Origin of the sequence: Aestuariivivens marinum, assembly GCF_022662175.1 — a bacterium.
In the GTDB taxonomy this organism is placed as follows: domain Bacteria; phylum Bacteroidota; class Bacteroidia; order Flavobacteriales; family Flavobacteriaceae; genus Aestuariivivens; species Aestuariivivens marinum.
The window spans coordinates 1,500,532-1,516,300 of record NZ_JAKMCR010000001.1; the positions used below are offsets into that span (position 1 = coordinate 1,500,532).

Below are 15,769 nucleotides of genomic sequence, written 5' to 3' on the forward strand. Positions count from 1 at the left end.
TATAAGTTGCTGTTTTAACAAATCGCTTTTAATTCCTTAAAGCCTTTTATGTGATTGTTATGCAAGCATAACAACTTGTTTGTTAATGAATTGTTAATATTGAGTAGAGGTGCTTAAGGCTGAATTTTAACTGAATTTATTAAAAAGAAGAGGTTAAGCTTAAATGGATTTTAGAATTGGATAATTTGAATTTTTGATTTTCACTTTTTCCATTAGCGTAAACGAACTTAAATAATCCAGATTTTGTTAAAAGGCCAAATCCAAATCCAAATCCAAATAGTTTTTCTTTAGTAGCGGCGATTTTGTTTTCAAAATAGGCGGCATCGATTATTGAATGCGCATATATTGAATTGCTCATTTTATATCGGTATTCAGTATTAATTAAACCAAATAATGAGGCATAGAGACTGTTTTCTTCAAACCCTCTTATGGAATTCATGCCTCCAAACCGTAACAATTCATTTTCGAAATAATTATCTGAATTTATACTAGCTCCGTTAAATCTTATATAAAGACTGTTTCTAATATTGAAACCTATAATTTTTAGAGCGTCAATAGTATATTTTGTTTGACTTTCTGAAACATCAATGGTCTTTCTTTTTCCAAAGAGGGTTTCAATATATAATGTTGAATTTATAGGAAACAACAAATCGTCTGGTTTAAGATTGATATATTGGTAAGCAAAGGCATAGTAATTTGCATTAAGGTCAGTTATTGTAGAGGTGGAGTTTTTAAGGAGGTTATTTGATTTTGTGCCATTGATGCCTGAGTAGATTTTATGTTTAGAGTTAATTTGATATTGAAGCCTTATCGATTGATTCGCATTGGTAAAGGAGGAATCTCGTTTAAAAAGATATAGCTGGATATCCAATCCAACGGGAGATCTAAATAAATAAGGAAGGGACAGGTTGGCTTCAAAGGTTTTTTGGTCGTTTTCATCGCTTTTATACAAAAGCCTAAAAGTTTCACCATAGTTTAGGTTATTGGAGAGGTTTAAGTTTAGATACCCATCAAATTCAATAGTACCAGAGTCTTCGTTTGAACCAAAACCTAAAAAACCATCAAAATTATTGCTCTTGGTTTTTTCAATATATAAATAGAGGGTAGTGGAGTCTTTTGAAAATAAAACTTCGGGGGGCTTAATTTGACTGGCAAATTTTAAATCGTTCAGTCTTTTGGTTTTAGCCTTAATGGCCGCTAAATCGAAAGTTTGTTTGGGATTAATTTTTAAATAATGTTTTAAATAAGACTTAGGGAATTTATCGTAACCTTTTGTTACGATATTGTCAATGTGTCTTTTTTGATCAAAGGCTTCAATTATTAAACTAGCTTTTAGGTATTTGTCGTCAATCGATATGTTAGATAGTTTTAGTTTAGCGAAAGGATAGCCTTTGTTTACTAATTTTGAATTTATAATCCAAAGGGTGTTTTCAACCTGATTAAAGGGTACCTCAAAATAGTTTTCATTGACATTGTTGGAAATTGAATTTAGGGTATCAATATCAACTACAGTTTTGTCATAATATATATATATGGTGTTGAATTTTTGATTTATTTGGATTTTGACCGTAAAAACAGAGTCGTTATCCTTTTTAATATATTTCAAATCATTTTCAATATAGCCTTGTTTGTAAAGTGTATTTTGAATGGCATGCACCTCATTTATTATGGATTGATAATTGGGGTGAATTTTTAAATAATCCAATGAATCAATTTTTGCAGTTTCTGCTTGGTTTTTCCCTTCAATGTTCAGCCTTAAATTTTGGCTGTCTATTTCCGAAGAAAAAAGCATATATATAATAAGGAATAAAAAAGTGTTTTTTTGCACAAGTACAGATTGCTAAATAGAATTTAATAAATGCATTTAGAGCTTCGGTCTTCTAACTTCGGTCTTCCAGCTTTTTAATGTAAATCTAACGTAAAATAGATACTAATAATATAACGACTTAACTTATTTTTCGATTCACTTAAAAATTAATGATTTAGGGTTTGAATAATTCATTTTAATTTCTACCTTTGCAGCCCTCTAAGAAGAGGATTTTTAAATTTATATAATAATTTATGCCAACAATTTCACAATTAGTAAGAACAGGAAGAGCCAAAATAACCAAGAAGAGTAAATCGGCTGCTTTAAATTCTTGTCCTCAAAGACGTGGCGTATGTACTCGTGTTTACACTACAACACCTAAGAAACCAAATTCCGCTATGCGTAAGGTAGCTAGGGTAAGGTTAACTAATGGTAACGAGGTGAACGCATACATCCCAGGAGAAGGACACAATTTACAAGAGCACTCGATAGTATTGGTTAGAGGTGGAAGGGTAAAGGATTTACCGGGAGTTAGATATCATATTGTGCGTGGTGCTTTGGATACTGCTGGTGTGCAAGGTAGAACGCAACGTAGATCTAAGTACGGTGCTAAACGCCCTAAGAAGTAATTAAACTTTAAGAAGAAGACATGAGAAAAAGACAAGCTAAAAAGAGACCACTTTTACCAGACCCAAGATTTAACGATCAGTTGGTAACACGCTTTGTGAACAACATGATGTGGGATGGTAAGAAGTCTGTAGCGTTTAAAGTATTCTATGATGCGATTGATATTGTAGATGCTAAGAAAACTGATGAAGAAAAATCGGCTTTAGAAATTTGGAAGGATGCTTTATCAAATGTAATGCCTCACGTAGAAGTACGTAGTCGCCGTGTGGGTGGTGCTACATTCCAAATTCCAATGCAAATTCGTCCAGATCGAAAAATTTCAACTGCCATGAAGTGGTTAATCGGTTACTCTCGTAAGCGTAACGAAAAATCAATGGCACAACGTTTAGCAGCTGAGATCTTAGCAGCAGCTAAAGAAGAAGGTGCGGCAGTTAAAAAACGAGTAGATACTCATAAAATGGCAGAAGCTAACAAAGCATTCTCTCACTTTAGATTTTAATTAGGACATGGCAAGAGATTTAAAATATACTAGAAATATAGGTATTGCTGCGCATATAGATGCAGGAAAAACAACAACTACAGAGCGTATCCTTTATTATACTGGTGTATCGCACAAAATAGGTGAGGTACACGATGGTGCTGCTACTATGGACTGGATGGAGCAAGAGCAAGAAAGAGGTATTACCATTACTTCTGCTGCGACTACCTGTACATGGAATTTCCCATTGGAAAATGGTCAGCCAATCGATGATACGAAAGGATATCACTTTAACATTATTGATACCCCTGGTCACGTTGACTTTACCGTTGAGGTTAACCGTTCGCTACGTGTATTGGATGGTTTAGTATTCTTGTTTAGTGCGGTTGATGGTGTTGAGCCACAATCTGAAACTAACTGGAGACTAGCAGATAATTACAAGGTACCTCGTATAGGTTTTGTTAACAAAATGGACCGTCAGGGCTCTAACTTTTTAGGGGTTTGCCAACAGGTTAAGGATATGTTGAAGTCCAACGCAGTGCCAATTGTATTAAATATTGGTGATGAGGCAGACTTTAAAGGAATTATCGATTTGGTAAAAAACCGTGCTATTGTTTGGCATGATGAAACCCAGGGAGCTACTTTTGATGTTATTGAAATTCCCGAAGAATTAAAAGAAGAAGCCCATAAGTATCGTGCACTTTTAATAGAAGAAGTAGCTACTTATGATGAAAATCTTTTAGAAAAATTTATGGAAGATGAAGATTCTATTACAGAAGAAGAAGTGCACGCTGCGCTTAGAGCTGCTGTAATGGATATGGCTATCATTCCTATGATTTGTGGGTCTTCATTTAAAAATAAAGGGGTACAGTTCTTATTGGATGCTGTTTGTCGTTACTTACCTTCTCCATTAGATAGAGATAATATTGTAGGAACAAATCCAGATACAGGTACTGAAATATCGCGTAAGCCAGATGCTAAAGAACCATTTTCTGCTTTAGCATTTAAAATTGCTACCGATCCTTTCGTAGGACGTTTGGCATTCTTCCGTGCATACTCAGGACGTTTAGATGCAGGGTCTTATATCTTGAACAACCGTTCAGGTAAAAAAGAGCGTATTTCTCGCATTTACCAAATGCACTCTAATAAACAAAATGCTATTGAATATATTGAAGCTGGAGATATAGGGGCTGCAGTAGGATTTAAAGATATTAAGACAGGTGATACCATGTCTGATGAAAAGCATCCTATTGTATTGGAATCCATGGATTTTCCAGATCCAGTAATTGGTATTGCTGTTGAGCCAAAAACTAAAGCTGATGTTGACAAACTAGGTATGGCTTTAAGTAAATTGGCTGAAGAAGATCCAACATTTACTGTTAGAACCGATGAGGCTTCAGGGCAAACCATTATTTCTGGTATGGGTGAGCTTCACTTAGATATTATTGTAGACCGTTTAAGACGTGAATTTAAGGTTGAAGTAAACCAAGGTCAGCCACAAGTAGAGTATAAAGAAGCGATTACGCAACGTGCCGAGCACAGAGAAGTTTACAAAAAGCAATCTGGTGGACGTGGTAAATTCGCAGATATTGTATTTAAACTTGAACCAGCCGAAGAAGGTAAGCAAGGTCTTGAGTTCGTATCAGAGATTAAGGGAGGTAACATTCCTAAGGAATTTATTCCTTCTGTTGAAAAAGGATTTAAAGAAGCCATGAAGAACGGTCCGTTGGCAGGTTACGAAGTAGATGCTATGAAAGTAACATTAACGGATGGATCTTATCACGATGTAGATTCTGATCAGTTATCGTTTGAATTAGCTGCTAAGATAGGATTTAAAGCTGCTGCAAAAGCTGCAAAAGCTGTAATTATGGAACCTATTATGAAATTGGAGGTATTGACTCCAGAAGAAAACATGGGTGACATTGTAGGAGACCTTAACCGTCGTCGTGGTCAAGTAAATGATATGAGCGATAGAGCAGGATCTAAAGTTGTAAAGGCCAATGTACCATTATCTGAAATGTTCGGTTATGTAACATCATTACGTACATTATCGTCTGGTCGTGCAACATCAACTATGGAATTTTCACATTATGCTGAAACACCTTCAAATATATCTGAAGAAGTAATCAAGGCAGCTAAAGGCGTTGAAGCTTAAAAATTAAGAACATGAGTCAGAAAATCAGAATAAAATTAAAGTCTTACGATCACAACTTGGTAGATAAATCTGCCGATAAGATTGTAAAAACAGTAAAAAGTACAGGTGCTGTAGTAACTGGTCCTATTCCATTACCAACGCACAAGAAAATTTTCACTGTATTACGTTCTCCACACGTAAACAAGAAATCTAGAGAGCAATTCCAATTAAGTTCATTTAAGCGCTTATTGGATATCTACTCTTCTTCATCAAAAACTATCGATGCTTTGATGAAGCTTGAATTACCAAGTGGCGTAGAAGTAGAGATTAAAGTATAGTTTGTTATTCCGAACTTATTTCGGAATCTTACATGTCCCACCGATGCGGTCGCGGGAAAAACGGAAAAATACATTTCAGGGACGAAAAGTATTTTGTCCCTGAAATATTTTAAATAGTAGATTAATTATTAACAAAGATTGTAGATAGGTATCTGCAATCGTAAATCAAAAATCAGTATGTCTGGGTTAATTGGAAAAAAAATCGGTATGACCAGCATCTTCGATGAGAATGGGAAAAACATTCCTTGTACTGTAATCGAAGCTGGACCATGTATCGTTACCCAAGTCAGAACCAAAGAAGTTGATGGCTATGAAGCAGTTCAGCTTGGTTTCGATGACGCGACAGAAAAAAGCGCTACTAAGGCAGACTTAGGTCATGCTAAAAAAGCGGGTACTTCTGTAAAACGCAAAGTCATAGAATTTAAGGGTTTTGACGAGGAGTACAAGTTAGGTGATGCGATCACCGTAGAACATTTCAACGAAGGAGAATTTGTTGATATTGCAGGAACATCAAAAGGAAAAGGTTTTCAAGGTGTTGTAAAGCGTCATGGCTTTGGTGGAGTAGGTCAGTCTACCCACGGACAACACAACCGTTTAAGAGCGCCAGGTTCTATTGGAGCTGCGTCTTACCCTGCAAGAGTATTCAAAGGCATGAAAATGGCCGGAAGAATGGGTGGAGTAAAAGTGAAAGTTCAAAATTTAAGGGTTTTAAAAGTAGTTCCAGAAAAGAACTTACTTGTTGTTAAGGGTTGTGTACCTGGACACAAAAACGCTTATGTAATTATTAGAAAGTAATGAAAGTAGCAGTTTTAGATATAAACGGAAAAGACACTGGTAGAAAAGCCGAGCTTTCTAAAGAAGTGTTTGCTATTGAGCCTAATACTCATGCAGTGTATTTAGATGTTAAGCAATACTTAGCTAACCAAAGACAAGGGACTCACAAGTCTAAGGAAAGAAGTGAGATTGCAGGAAGTACACGTAAGATTAAAAAGCAAAAAGGTACTGGTACTGCTAGAGCAGGTAGTATTAAGTCTGGAGTGTTTAAAGGTGGTGGGCGTATGTTTGGTCCAAGGCCTAGAAATTATAGCTTCAAACTTAATAAGAATTTAAAGCGTTTAGCACGTAAATCGGCTTTAAGTATCAAAGCTAACGAGAAGTCGATAGTTGTTTTGGAGGACTTCAATTTTGATGCACCTAAAACAAAAAACTTTACTGCGGTTTTAAAGGCTTTAGACTTAGAAAACAAAAAATCTTTGTTTGTGTTGGGTGGCTCAAATAATAATGTATATTTGTCATCGCGTAATTTAAAAGGCTCTGAAGTTATAACTAACTCGGAATTAAACACTTACAGGATTTTAAACGCTAATCAAGTAGTGCTTTTAGAAGGCGCATTAGAAGGAATAGAATCAAATTTAAGTAAATAGAAACCATGAGTATCTTAATTAAACCTATAATTACTGAAAAGGCGACAGCAGATAGCGAGATGAAAAATTGCTATTGGTTTTCAGTGAATCCAAAGGCGAACAAGATAGAAATTAAACAAGCGGTTGAGGCTGCTTATGGGGTTTCTGTTGAAAAAGTTCGTACAATAAATGTCCGTCCAGATAGAAGAACACGTTATACAAAAACGGGTATTCAACATGGTAAAACAAACGCTGTGAAAAAGGCGGTTGTACAACTGGCGGAAGGTGAAATGATTGATTTATACAGTAACATGTAATTAGACAACAATGTCAGTAAGAAAATTAAAACCAATCACACCAGGGCAGCGTTTTAGAGTAGTAAATGGATTTGACGCCATTACTACTGATAAGCCGGAGAAAAGTTTATTGGCTCCGAAAAAAAGGTCTGGTGGTAGAAACAGTCAAGGAAAAATGACCATGCGTTACATAGGTGGTGGTCATAAGAAAAAGTATCGTATTATCGATTTTAAACGTAACAAAACTGGTATTCCAGCCGAGGTTAAAACGATAGAATACGATCCAAACAGAACCGCTTTTATTGCCTTATTGAACTATCAAGATGGCGAGAAAAGATACATTATTGCTCAAAATGGTTTACAGGTTGGGCAAAATGTTGTGTCTGGTAATGAGGGTGTTGCTCCTGAAATTGGAAACGCTATGCCATTAAGTCAAATTCCATTAGGAACTATTATTTCTTGTGTGGAGTTGCGTCCAGGTCAAGGTGCTGTTATGGCTCGTAGTGCTGGAGCTTTTGCCCAGTTAATGGCTAGGGATGGCAAATTTGCTACTATTAAATTACCTTCTGGTGAGACCCGTTTAGTGTTGATTACTTGTATGGCTACTATAGGGGTTGTTTCTAACTCAGACCATCAGTTGCTTATCTCTGGTAAAGCTGGTAGAACAAGATGGTTAGGTAGAAGACCACGTACTAGACCAGTAGTAATGAACCCAATCGATCACCCAATGGGTGGTGGAGAAGGACGTGCTTCTGGAGGTCACCCAAGATCTAGAAAAGGCATCCCGGCTAAAGGTTATAGAACACGTTCTAAAACAAAAGCAAGTAATAAATATATTGTAGAACGTAGAAAGAAATAAGACATGGCAAGATCATTAAAAAAAGGACCTTACGTTCATTATAAATTAGAAAGAAAAGTTGCTGCAAACGTAGAAGCTAACAAGAAAACGGTAATCAAAACTTGGTCTAGAGCCAGTATGATTACGCCTGATTTTGTTGGACAAACCATAGCAGTGCACAATGGCCGCCAATTTGTACCAGTTTATGTAACTGAAAACATGGTAGGTCATAAATTAGGAGAATTTTCACCAACACGTTCATTCCGTGGGCATGCAGGTGCTAAAAACAAAGGTAAAAAGTAGTAAGCTATGGGAAGTCGTAAAAAACAAATGGCAGACGCTATTAAGGAAGAAAAAAAGCAAGTTGCTTTTGCTAAGCTTAATAACTGTCCTACGTCACCAAGGAAAATGCGTTTAGTAGCCGATTTAGTAAGAGGTGAACGCGTAGAAAAAGCACTTAATATCTTAAAATTCAACCAAAAAGAGGCTTCATCGCGTTTAGAAAAGTTATTACTTTCTGCTATCGCCAACTGGCAAGCAAAAAACGAAGATGCAGATGTAGAGTCGGCTGAATTATTCGTAAAAGAAATTAGAGTTGATGGTGGATCAATGTTGAAGAGATTGCGTCCAGCGCCACAGGGTCGTGCACACAGAATTAGAAAACGTTCCAACCACGTAACATTAGTGGTTGGTGCTAACAATAACACACAAAGCTAAGATAGAAGTATGGGACAAAAAACAAATCCAATCGGAAATCGCTTAGGAATTATCAGAGGATGGGAATCTAACTGGTACGGAGGAGACGATTATGGCGACAAGCTAGCCGAAGACGATAAAATTAGAAAGTACGTTCACGTACGTCTGGCTAAAGCTAGTGTGAGTAGAGTAATTATTGAAAGAACTCTTAAGCTTGTAACCGTTACTATCACTACGGCGCGTCCAGGTATCATTATTGGTAAAGGCGGTCAAGAGGTAGACAAGTTAAAAGAAGAACTTAAAAAGATTACTGGAAAAGAGGTTCAGATTAACATCTTTGAAATTAAAAGACCTGAACTGGATGCATTTTTGGTAGCATCAAGTATTGCCCGTCAAATAGAGAATCGTATCTCTTACCGTCGTGCAATAAAAATGGCTATTGCTGCTACAATGCGTATGAATGCTGAAGGAATCAAGATTCAAATTAGTGGGCGTTTAAACGGTGCTGAAATGGCACGTAGCGAACACTACAAAGAAGGACGTATTCCATTATCAACATTCAGGGCCGATATTGACTATGCTTTAGTAGAAGCACACACTACCTATGGTAGATTGGGTGTTAAAGTATGGATCATGAAAGGTGAAGTATATGGTAAAAGAGAGCTTTCTCCGCTTGTAGGATTATCTAAAAAGCAAGGTGGAAAAGGTGGAGCAGGACGTGGAGCTAAAGCACCTCGTCGTAGAAAGTAATTTTTTAAAGTAAAAGAAAAATGTTACAGCCTAAAAGAACAAAATTTCGTAAGCAGCAAAAAGGACGCATGAAAGGGATTTCCCAAAGAGGAAACCAACTTTCAAACGGTACTTTTGGTATAAAAGCATTAGACTCGAATTTTTTAACATCTCGCCAAATTGAAGCAGCACGTATTGCCGCTACTCGTTACATGAAAAGGGAAGGGCAACTTTGGATTAAAATATTTCCAGACAAGCCTATTACTAAAAAACCTCTTGAAGTACGTATGGGTAAAGGTAAGGGTGCCGTAGAATATTGGGTAGCTGTTGTAAAACCAGGACGTGTTTTATTTGAAATTGGTGGTGTGCCATTAGATATTGCTAAAGAAGCATTGCGCTTAGCAGCACAAAAACTACCAGTTAAGACTAAGTTTGTTATTGCTAGAGATTACGAAGCATAATTTATTTAATGATATGAAACAATCAGAAATTAAAGAATTATCTACAGCTGAGTTACAAGAAAAACTTGGTGAGACCAAAAAGAGTTATACAGACCTTAAACTGGCACATGCAATATCTCCTTTAGAGAACCCAATTCAATTACGTACTATTAGACGTACTGTAGCTCGAATTGCGACTGAATTAACTAAAAGAGAATTACAATAATTCTGCTGAAAGATGGAAACAAGAAATTTAAGAAAAGAACGTATAGGAGTTGTTACAAGTAACAAAATGCAGAAGTCTATTGTGGTTTCTGAAGTGAAAAAGGTAAAGCATCCTATGTATGGAAAATTCGTTTTAAAAACGAAAAAGTACGTAGCACACGACGAGAAAAATGACTGCAACGAAGGGGATACAGTAAGGATCATGGAAACACGTCCTTTAAGTAAATCCAAGTGTTGGAGATTAGTTGAAATAATTGAAAGAGCGAAGTAATTATGGTACAGCAAGAATCAAGACTTAAGGTAGCAGATAACACTGGAGCAAAAGAGGTATTGACCATTCGTGTTCTAGGTGGTACTAAAAGAAGATACGCTTCTGTAGGAGACAAAATTGTTGTTTCCGTTAAAGATGCAACACCTAATGGAAACATTAAAAAAGGTGCTGTTTCTACTGCAGTTGTAGTACGTACTGTAAAAGAAGTAAGACGGCCTGACGGATCTTATATCAGATTCGACGATAATGCTTGTGTCCTTTTAAACCCAGCAGGTGAAATGAGAGGTACGCGTGTATTTGGTCCTGTTGCAAGAGAACTTCGTGATAAACAATTTATGAAAATTGTATCATTAGCACCTGAGGTGCTTTAATACAAATTATTAAGATGGGAAAGCTTAAAATAAAAACAGGAGATACAGTACGTGTTATTGCCGGAGACCATAAAGGTTCAGAAGGGAAAGTACAGAAAGTATTAATCGATAAGAACAAAGCTATCGTAGAGGGTGTGAACTTAGTAAAGAAACATACTAAGCCAAGTGCACAAAATCCTCAAGGTGGTATTGTAGAAAAGGAAGCACCAATCCATGTGTCTAATTTGTCGTTGTTGACTGCAAAAGGAGAAACAACTAGAATTGGTTACAAAATGGAAGGTGATAAGAAAGTAAGATTTTCAACAAAATCTAAAGAAGTAATTTAGTAGTTATGGCATATTCACCAAGACTTAAGGAAGAGTATAAAAGCAGAGTAATTGCTGCTCTTACAGACGAATTTGGATATAAAAATGTAATGCAGGTTCCTAAACTTAAAAAGATAGTAATATCTAAAGGAGTTGGAGCTGCTGTGGCAGACAAAAAGTTAATCGACTACGCCGTAGAAGAATTAACTACTATATCTGGACAAAAAGCTATAGCAACCATATCTAAAAAAGATGTTGCTTCTTTTAAATTACGTAAAGGGATGCCAATTGGTGCCAAAGTTACTTTACGAGGCGAGAGAATGTACGAGTTTTTAGATCGTTTAGTTACTTCTGCCTTACCACGGGTAAGAGATTTTAACGGTATAAAGGCTACAGGTTTTGACGGACGCGGTAACTACAACTTAGGTGTTACCGAGCAAATCATCTTTCCAGAAATAAATATCGATAAGGTAAACAGAATTTCTGGAATGGATATTACTTTTGTAACGTCTGCCGAAACAGATAAGGAAGCAAAATCATTATTAACTGAATTAGGGTTACCTTTTAAAAAGAACTAAGTTATGGCTAAAGAATCAATGAAAGCCCGTGAGGTAAAAAGAGCAAAAACAGTAGCTAAATACGCAGCTAAACGTAAAGCTTTAAAAGAAGCTGGCGATTACGAAGCGTTACAAAAGTTGCCAAAAAATGCTTCCCCAATACGTCAGCATAATAGATGTAAATTAACAGGAAGACCTAAGGGATATATGAGAGTTTTTGGAATTTCTCGTGTAACGTTTAGGGAAATGGCTAACCAAGGTCTTATTCCAGGCGTAAAAAAGGCTAGCTGGTAATAAAAGAATTATAAACAGGTTGAAGGTTCAAAGCCGAGGGACGGTATTGAAAACCACATCCGCAAATTAATAAATATGTATACAGATCCAATTTCGGATTATCTTACTAGAATTAGAAACGCAGTGCGTGCCAACCACAGAGTGGTAGAGATTCCTGCTTCTAATTTAAAAAAGGACATCACTAAAATATTATTCGAGCAAGGATATATTTTAAGTTACAAGTTTGATGATTCAACAGTACAGGGCACTATTAAAATAGCGCTTAAGTACAACAAAGAAACTAAAGAACCCGTAATTAAAAAACTTCAACGTGTTAGTAAACCAGGTTTACGTAAGTATGCTGGTGCTAATGAATTACCTAGAATTTTGAATGGTCTTGGTGTAGCTATCGTTTCAACGTCTCATGGCGTTATGACAGGTAAACAAGCTAAAAGAGAAAATGTAGGTGGTGAAGTTTTATGTTTCGTTTACTAATATTAAAACCCAAAAGAAATGTCAAGAATAGGAAATAATCCAGTAGCCATTCCAGAAGGTGTAACAGTAGACGTAAACGAGAACGTAATTACTGTAAAAGGAAAATTGGGAGAGTTAACACAAAGTTTTGATGCTGTAGAGGTAAAAGTAGAAGAAGGTAATGTATTGGTTACTCGCTCATCTGATACTAAAGACCAAAAAGCAAAACATGGTTTATATAGAGCTTTAGTAAACAACATGATAGAAGGTGTTTCTAAAGGTTGGTCTAAGGAATTGGAATTGGTAGGTGTAGGTTATAGAGCATCTAACCAAGGTCAAAAATTAGATTTAGCATTAGGATTCTCACATAACATTGTAATGGACATTGCTCCAGAAGTTAAAGTTGAGACAGTTTCTGAAAAAGGAAAAAACCCTATCGTTAAATTAACGTCTCATGATAAACAACTTGTAGGTCAGGTAGCGGCTAAGATTCGTAGCTTTAGAAAACCAGAGCCTTACAAAGGAAAAGGTATCAAGTTTGTTGGTGAAGAAATAAGAAGAAAAGCAGGTAAATCAGCTTAATAATTTAGTTATGGCATTGACAAAGAACGAAAGAAGATTAAGAATAAAGAACAGAATAAGAAAGGTGGTTTCTGGTACAGAAGCGAGACCTAGATTGGCTGTTTACAGAAGTAATAAAGAAATTTATGCCCAAATAGTTGATGATGTAACTGGAAAAACCATTGTTGCTGCATCTTCAAGGGATAAAGATATTGATACTGCTAAAGTAAATAAAACTGAAGCTGCTGCCCTTGTAGGTAAAGCTTTAGCTGAAAAAGCTTTAAAGGCAGGAGTAGAGACCATTGCTTTCGATAGAGGTGGTTATTTGTATCACGGTAGAGTTAAATCATTAGCCGACGGAGCTAGAGAAGCAGGACTTAAATTCTAAGAAATTATGTTTCAAAAATATAAAAGTGCAGAGTTAGTAAAACCAGGTGGATTAGATCTTAAAGATCGTTTAGTTGGTGTACAAAGAGTAACAAAAGTAACTAAAGGTGGTAGGGCTTTTGGCTTTTCAGCGATTGTAGTGGTTGGTGATGAAGCTGGTGTTGTAGGACAAGGCTTAGGAAAATCTAAAGACGTAGCTAGTGCTATTGCAAAAGCCGTGGAAGATGCCAAGAAAAACTTGGTTAGAATTCCTATTAGAAAAGGAACCTTGCCACACGAACAAAAAGGAAAATACGGTGGAGCAAGGGTAAATATCATACCTGCAGCACCTGGTACAGGAGTTATAGCCGGTGGTGCTGTAAGAACTGTATTGGAAGCAGTTGGTGTACATGATGTGTTATCTAAATCGCAAGGGTCTTCTAATCCACACAATGTAGTAAAGGCAACATTCGATGCTTTATTACAATTAAGGGACGCTAATACCATTGCAAGGGATAGAGGTATTTCACTTGAAAAAGTTTTTAACGCTTAATACGATCAGAAATGGGAAAGATTAAAGTAACAAAAGTTAAAAGCGCTATCAATCGTACGCTAAGACAAAAAAGAACTTTAGAAGCTCTTGGTCTTAAAAAGATTGGTCAAGTAAAAGAGCATGAAGCGACGCCTAACATTTTAGGGATGATTGCTAAAGTTTCACATTTAGTTTCTGTTGAAGAAGCTTAAAAATATAGACTAAAAAATGGATTTAAGTAACTTACAGCCGGCAAAAGGTTCGGTAAAAACACAAGGCAAGCGAGTAGGTCGCGGACAAGGATCTGGTAAAGGTGGTACCGCTACCCGTGGTCACAAAGGAGCTAAGTCACGTTCTGGGTATTCTAAGAAAATAGGATTTGAAGGTGGACAAATGCCACTTCAAAGACGTGTACCTAAATTTGGTTTTAACAACATTAACCGTGTCGAATACCAAGGTGTTAATTTAGATACCTTACAACAATTGGTTGATGACAAGAAAATAAAGGATACTGTAGATTTTGAAACCTTATTCGCTAACCGTTTGGTTGATAAAAACGACTTGGTAAAAGTATTGGGTCGTGGTGAATTAAAGGCTAAATTAAAAGTATCTGCCCACAAGTTCTCTGCTTCAGCTAAAGCTGCTATAGAAGCTGCAGGCGGTGAGGCAATAACGTTATAAGACTATACAATACATGAAGTTTATAGAATCAATAAAGAATGTTTGGAAAATTGAGGAACTAAGAAACAGAATCATATTAACCTTGAGTCTGTTATTGGTTTATCGATTTGGTGCCCAAGTTGTTTTACCAGGAATTGACGCTGAACAGTTAAGTGGCTTGGCAGATAGCACTGAAGGTGGTATATTAGGATTACTTAGTGCTTTTACTGGTGGAGCTTTTGCAAATGCTTCTGTTTTTGCATTAGGTATCATGCCATATATTTCTGCTTCTATTGTGGTTCAGTTAATGGGAATAGCTATTCCGTATTTACAAAAACTACAAAAGGAAGGAGCAAGTGGCCAGAAGAAAATAACACAAATTACGCGCTGGTTAACCATCGGTATTTGTTTGTTACAGGCGCCAGGATATCTTGCTAGTCTACCAGCATTGGGCGTGCCTCAATCGGCTTTCTTATTAGGAACTGGAGGGTTGTTCTATTTTTCATCTGTTGTAATATTAGTAACCGGGTGTATTTTCGCTATGTGGTTAGGAGAAAAAATTACTGATAAGGGTATTGGTAATGGTATTTCCTTATTAATTATGGTGGGCATTATTGCCACTTTGCCACAAGCGTTTTTACAAAATGCTGCTACGAGATTAGAAGGTAATAACGTGATGCTTATTCTTTTTGAATTGGTAATATGGTTCGTTATTATTTTGTTGTCTATTCTATTGGTTATGGCTGTTAGAAAAATTGCTGTACAATATGCTAGAAGAACGGCTTCTGGAGGCTATGAAAGAAATGTAATGGCTGGGTCCAGACAATATATTCCGTTAAAATTGAATGCTTCTGGTGTAATGCCAATTATATTTGCTCAAGCTATCATGTTTGTGCCTAGTTTAATAGGTGGTTCAGCTTTATTGAAAGAAACGGCTGTTGGAGCATGGATGCAAACACAATTTTCGGATATGTTTGGATTTTGGTATAATGTGGTGTTTGCATTGTTGATTATAGTATTTACCTATTTCTATACTGCAATTACAGTACCTACCAATAAGATGGCCGATGATTTAAAGCGAAGTGGGGGTTTTATTCCCGGCATTCGCCCAGGTTCTGAAACATCAGAGTATTTGGATAAGATCATGTCTCAAATAACATTGCCTGGTTCTATATTTTTAGCATTAATTGCTGTTTTTCCAGCATTCATTGTTAAGTTGATGAACGTACAATCTAATTGGGCCATATTTTTTGGAGGTACTTCGCTATTGATTATGGTTGGCGTAGCTATAGACACCATGCAACAGATAAATGCTTATTTATTAAATAGGCATTATGATGGCTTGATGAAAACTGGAAAAAATAGAAAAGCAGTAGCTTAATATATTA

The 15,769-nt window shown here is 36.4% G+C and carries 26 protein-coding genes; 25 read left to right on the forward strand and 1 reads right to left on the reverse strand.

What is annotated here, in order from left to right; all coding sequences use genetic code 11:
* Window positions 1–139 precede the first annotated feature (139 nt).
* Entirely contained in the window at window positions 140–1,792 is a 1,653-nt protein-coding gene (locus MR053_RS06475) for a POTRA domain-containing protein (RefSeq protein WP_242131624.1), read from the reverse strand.
* 269 nt (window positions 1,793–2,061) lie between these two features.
* Here MR053_RS06475 and rpsL point away from each other — a divergent pair, with 269 nt between their 5' ends.
* The 25 genes from rpsL (at window position 2,062) to secY (ending at window position 15,762) form a co-directional block, all read left to right on the forward strand.
* Window positions 2,062–2,436, forward strand: a complete 375-nt coding sequence (gene rpsL, locus MR053_RS06480) for a 30S ribosomal protein S12 (RefSeq protein WP_223549403.1) — start codon at window positions 2,062–2,064, stop codon at window positions 2,434–2,436.
* Window positions 2,437–2,456: 20 nt separating this feature from the next.
* Entirely contained in the window at window positions 2,457–2,933 is a 477-nt protein-coding gene (rpsG, locus tag MR053_RS06485) for a 30S ribosomal protein S7 (protein ID WP_223549401.1), read from the forward strand.
* Window positions 2,934–2,940: 7 nt separating this feature from the next.
* A complete protein-coding gene (gene fusA, locus MR053_RS06490) occupies window positions 2,941–5,067 on the forward strand; it encodes an elongation factor G (protein ID WP_242131625.1) in 2,127 nt (708 codons plus the stop codon).
* Between the two features lie 11 nt (window positions 5,068–5,078).
* Window positions 5,079–5,384 (forward strand): 30S ribosomal protein S10, encoded by a 306-nt coding sequence (rpsJ, locus tag MR053_RS06495; protein WP_223549398.1) that lies wholly within the window; start codon window positions 5,079–5,081, stop codon window positions 5,382–5,384.
* A 177-nt stretch (window positions 5,385–5,561) separates the two neighbouring features.
* A complete protein-coding gene (gene rplC / locus MR053_RS06500) occupies window positions 5,562–6,179 on the forward strand; it encodes a 50S ribosomal protein L3 (RefSeq protein ID WP_242131627.1) in 618 nt (205 codons plus the stop codon).
* On the forward strand, window positions 6,179–6,808 hold the full coding sequence (gene rplD / locus MR053_RS06505) for a 50S ribosomal protein L4 (protein ID WP_242131628.1): 630 nt from the start codon (window positions 6,179–6,181) through the stop codon (window positions 6,806–6,808). Before rplC ends, rplD begins: the two co-directional genes overlap by 1 nt.
* Window positions 6,809–6,813: 5 nt before the next feature.
* The gene (rplW, locus tag MR053_RS06510; protein WP_223549392.1) at window positions 6,814–7,104 is read left to right on the forward strand and encodes a 50S ribosomal protein L23; all 291 of its coding nucleotides are present in this window, start codon (window positions 6,814–6,816) and stop codon (window positions 7,102–7,104) included.
* Window positions 7,105–7,114: 10 nt separating this feature from the next.
* Window positions 7,115–7,942, forward strand: coding sequence for a 50S ribosomal protein L2 (gene rplB, locus MR053_RS06515; protein ID WP_242131630.1), 828 nt, complete (start codon window positions 7,115–7,117; stop codon window positions 7,940–7,942).
* Window positions 7,943–7,945: 3 nt separating this feature from the next.
* Window positions 7,946–8,224, forward strand: coding sequence for a 30S ribosomal protein S19 (gene rpsS, locus MR053_RS06520; protein WP_013869040.1), 279 nt, complete (start codon window positions 7,946–7,948; stop codon window positions 8,222–8,224).
* A gap of 6 nt (window positions 8,225–8,230) precedes the next feature.
* Complete coding sequence (gene rplV, locus MR053_RS06525; protein ID WP_242131632.1) at window positions 8,231–8,638, forward strand: 50S ribosomal protein L22; 408 nt, start codon at window positions 8,231–8,233, stop codon at window positions 8,636–8,638.
* A gap of 9 nt (window positions 8,639–8,647) precedes the next feature.
* Window positions 8,648–9,367 carry a 30S ribosomal protein S3 gene (rpsC, locus tag MR053_RS06530; RefSeq protein WP_242131634.1) on the forward strand — a complete coding sequence of 240 codons (720 nt, stop codon included), beginning with the start codon at window positions 8,648–8,650 and terminating at the stop codon, window positions 9,365–9,367.
* Window positions 9,368–9,387: 20 nt separating this feature from the next.
* The gene (gene rplP, locus MR053_RS06535) at window positions 9,388–9,807 is read left to right on the forward strand and encodes a 50S ribosomal protein L16 (protein ID WP_223549384.1); all 420 of its coding nucleotides are present in this window, start codon (window positions 9,388–9,390) and stop codon (window positions 9,805–9,807) included.
* A 13-nt stretch (window positions 9,808–9,820) separates the two neighbouring features.
* Complete coding sequence (rpmC, locus tag MR053_RS06540) at window positions 9,821–10,012, forward strand: 50S ribosomal protein L29 (RefSeq protein WP_223549383.1); 192 nt, start codon at window positions 9,821–9,823, stop codon at window positions 10,010–10,012.
* A 12-nt stretch (window positions 10,013–10,024) separates the two neighbouring features.
* The gene (rpsQ, locus tag MR053_RS06545; RefSeq protein WP_044626931.1) at window positions 10,025–10,282 is read left to right on the forward strand and encodes a 30S ribosomal protein S17; all 258 of its coding nucleotides are present in this window, start codon (window positions 10,025–10,027) and stop codon (window positions 10,280–10,282) included.
* A gap of 2 nt (window positions 10,283–10,284) precedes the next feature.
* Window positions 10,285–10,653: a 50S ribosomal protein L14 gene (gene rplN / locus MR053_RS06550; protein WP_027138502.1), complete on the forward strand. Its 369-nt coding sequence runs from the start codon at window positions 10,285–10,287 to the stop codon at window positions 10,651–10,653.
* A 14-nt stretch (window positions 10,654–10,667) separates the two neighbouring features.
* A complete protein-coding gene (gene rplX / locus MR053_RS06555) occupies window positions 10,668–10,979 on the forward strand; it encodes a 50S ribosomal protein L24 (protein ID WP_242131638.1) in 312 nt (103 codons plus the stop codon).
* A gap of 5 nt (window positions 10,980–10,984) precedes the next feature.
* Window positions 10,985–11,536 carry a 50S ribosomal protein L5 gene (rplE, locus tag MR053_RS06560; protein ID WP_242131639.1) on the forward strand — a complete coding sequence of 184 codons (552 nt, stop codon included), beginning with the start codon at window positions 10,985–10,987 and terminating at the stop codon, window positions 11,534–11,536.
* A 3-nt stretch (window positions 11,537–11,539) separates the two neighbouring features.
* A complete protein-coding gene (rpsN, locus tag MR053_RS06565; protein WP_242091660.1) occupies window positions 11,540–11,809 on the forward strand; it encodes a 30S ribosomal protein S14 in 270 nt (89 codons plus the stop codon).
* A gap of 75 nt (window positions 11,810–11,884) precedes the next feature.
* Window positions 11,885–12,283 (forward strand): 30S ribosomal protein S8, encoded by a 399-nt coding sequence (gene rpsH / locus MR053_RS06570; protein ID WP_223549376.1) that lies wholly within the window; start codon window positions 11,885–11,887, stop codon window positions 12,281–12,283.
* Window positions 12,284–12,301: 18 nt separating this feature from the next.
* Window positions 12,302–12,844: a 50S ribosomal protein L6 gene (gene rplF, locus MR053_RS06575; RefSeq protein ID WP_242131640.1), complete on the forward strand. Its 543-nt coding sequence runs from the start codon at window positions 12,302–12,304 to the stop codon at window positions 12,842–12,844.
* 10 nt (window positions 12,845–12,854) lie between these two features.
* On the forward strand, window positions 12,855–13,211 hold the full coding sequence (rplR, locus tag MR053_RS06580; protein ID WP_242131642.1) for a 50S ribosomal protein L18: 357 nt from the start codon (window positions 12,855–12,857) through the stop codon (window positions 13,209–13,211).
* Window positions 13,212–13,217: 6 nt separating this feature from the next.
* Window positions 13,218–13,742 carry a 30S ribosomal protein S5 gene (gene rpsE / locus MR053_RS06585; protein ID WP_167917012.1) on the forward strand — a complete coding sequence of 175 codons (525 nt, stop codon included), beginning with the start codon at window positions 13,218–13,220 and terminating at the stop codon, window positions 13,740–13,742.
* Between the two features lie 11 nt (window positions 13,743–13,753).
* Window positions 13,754–13,933, forward strand: a complete 180-nt coding sequence (gene rpmD / locus MR053_RS06590) for a 50S ribosomal protein L30 (protein ID WP_223549370.1) — start codon at window positions 13,754–13,756, stop codon at window positions 13,931–13,933.
* Between the two features lie 16 nt (window positions 13,934–13,949).
* Window positions 13,950–14,402 (forward strand): 50S ribosomal protein L15, encoded by a 453-nt coding sequence (gene rplO, locus MR053_RS06595; RefSeq protein WP_242131643.1) that lies wholly within the window; start codon window positions 13,950–13,952, stop codon window positions 14,400–14,402.
* Between the two features lie 13 nt (window positions 14,403–14,415).
* On the forward strand, window positions 14,416–15,762 hold the full coding sequence (gene secY, locus MR053_RS06600) for a preprotein translocase subunit SecY (protein ID WP_223549365.1): 1,347 nt from the start codon (window positions 14,416–14,418) through the stop codon (window positions 15,760–15,762).
* Window positions 15,763–15,769: the final 7 nt, after the last annotated feature.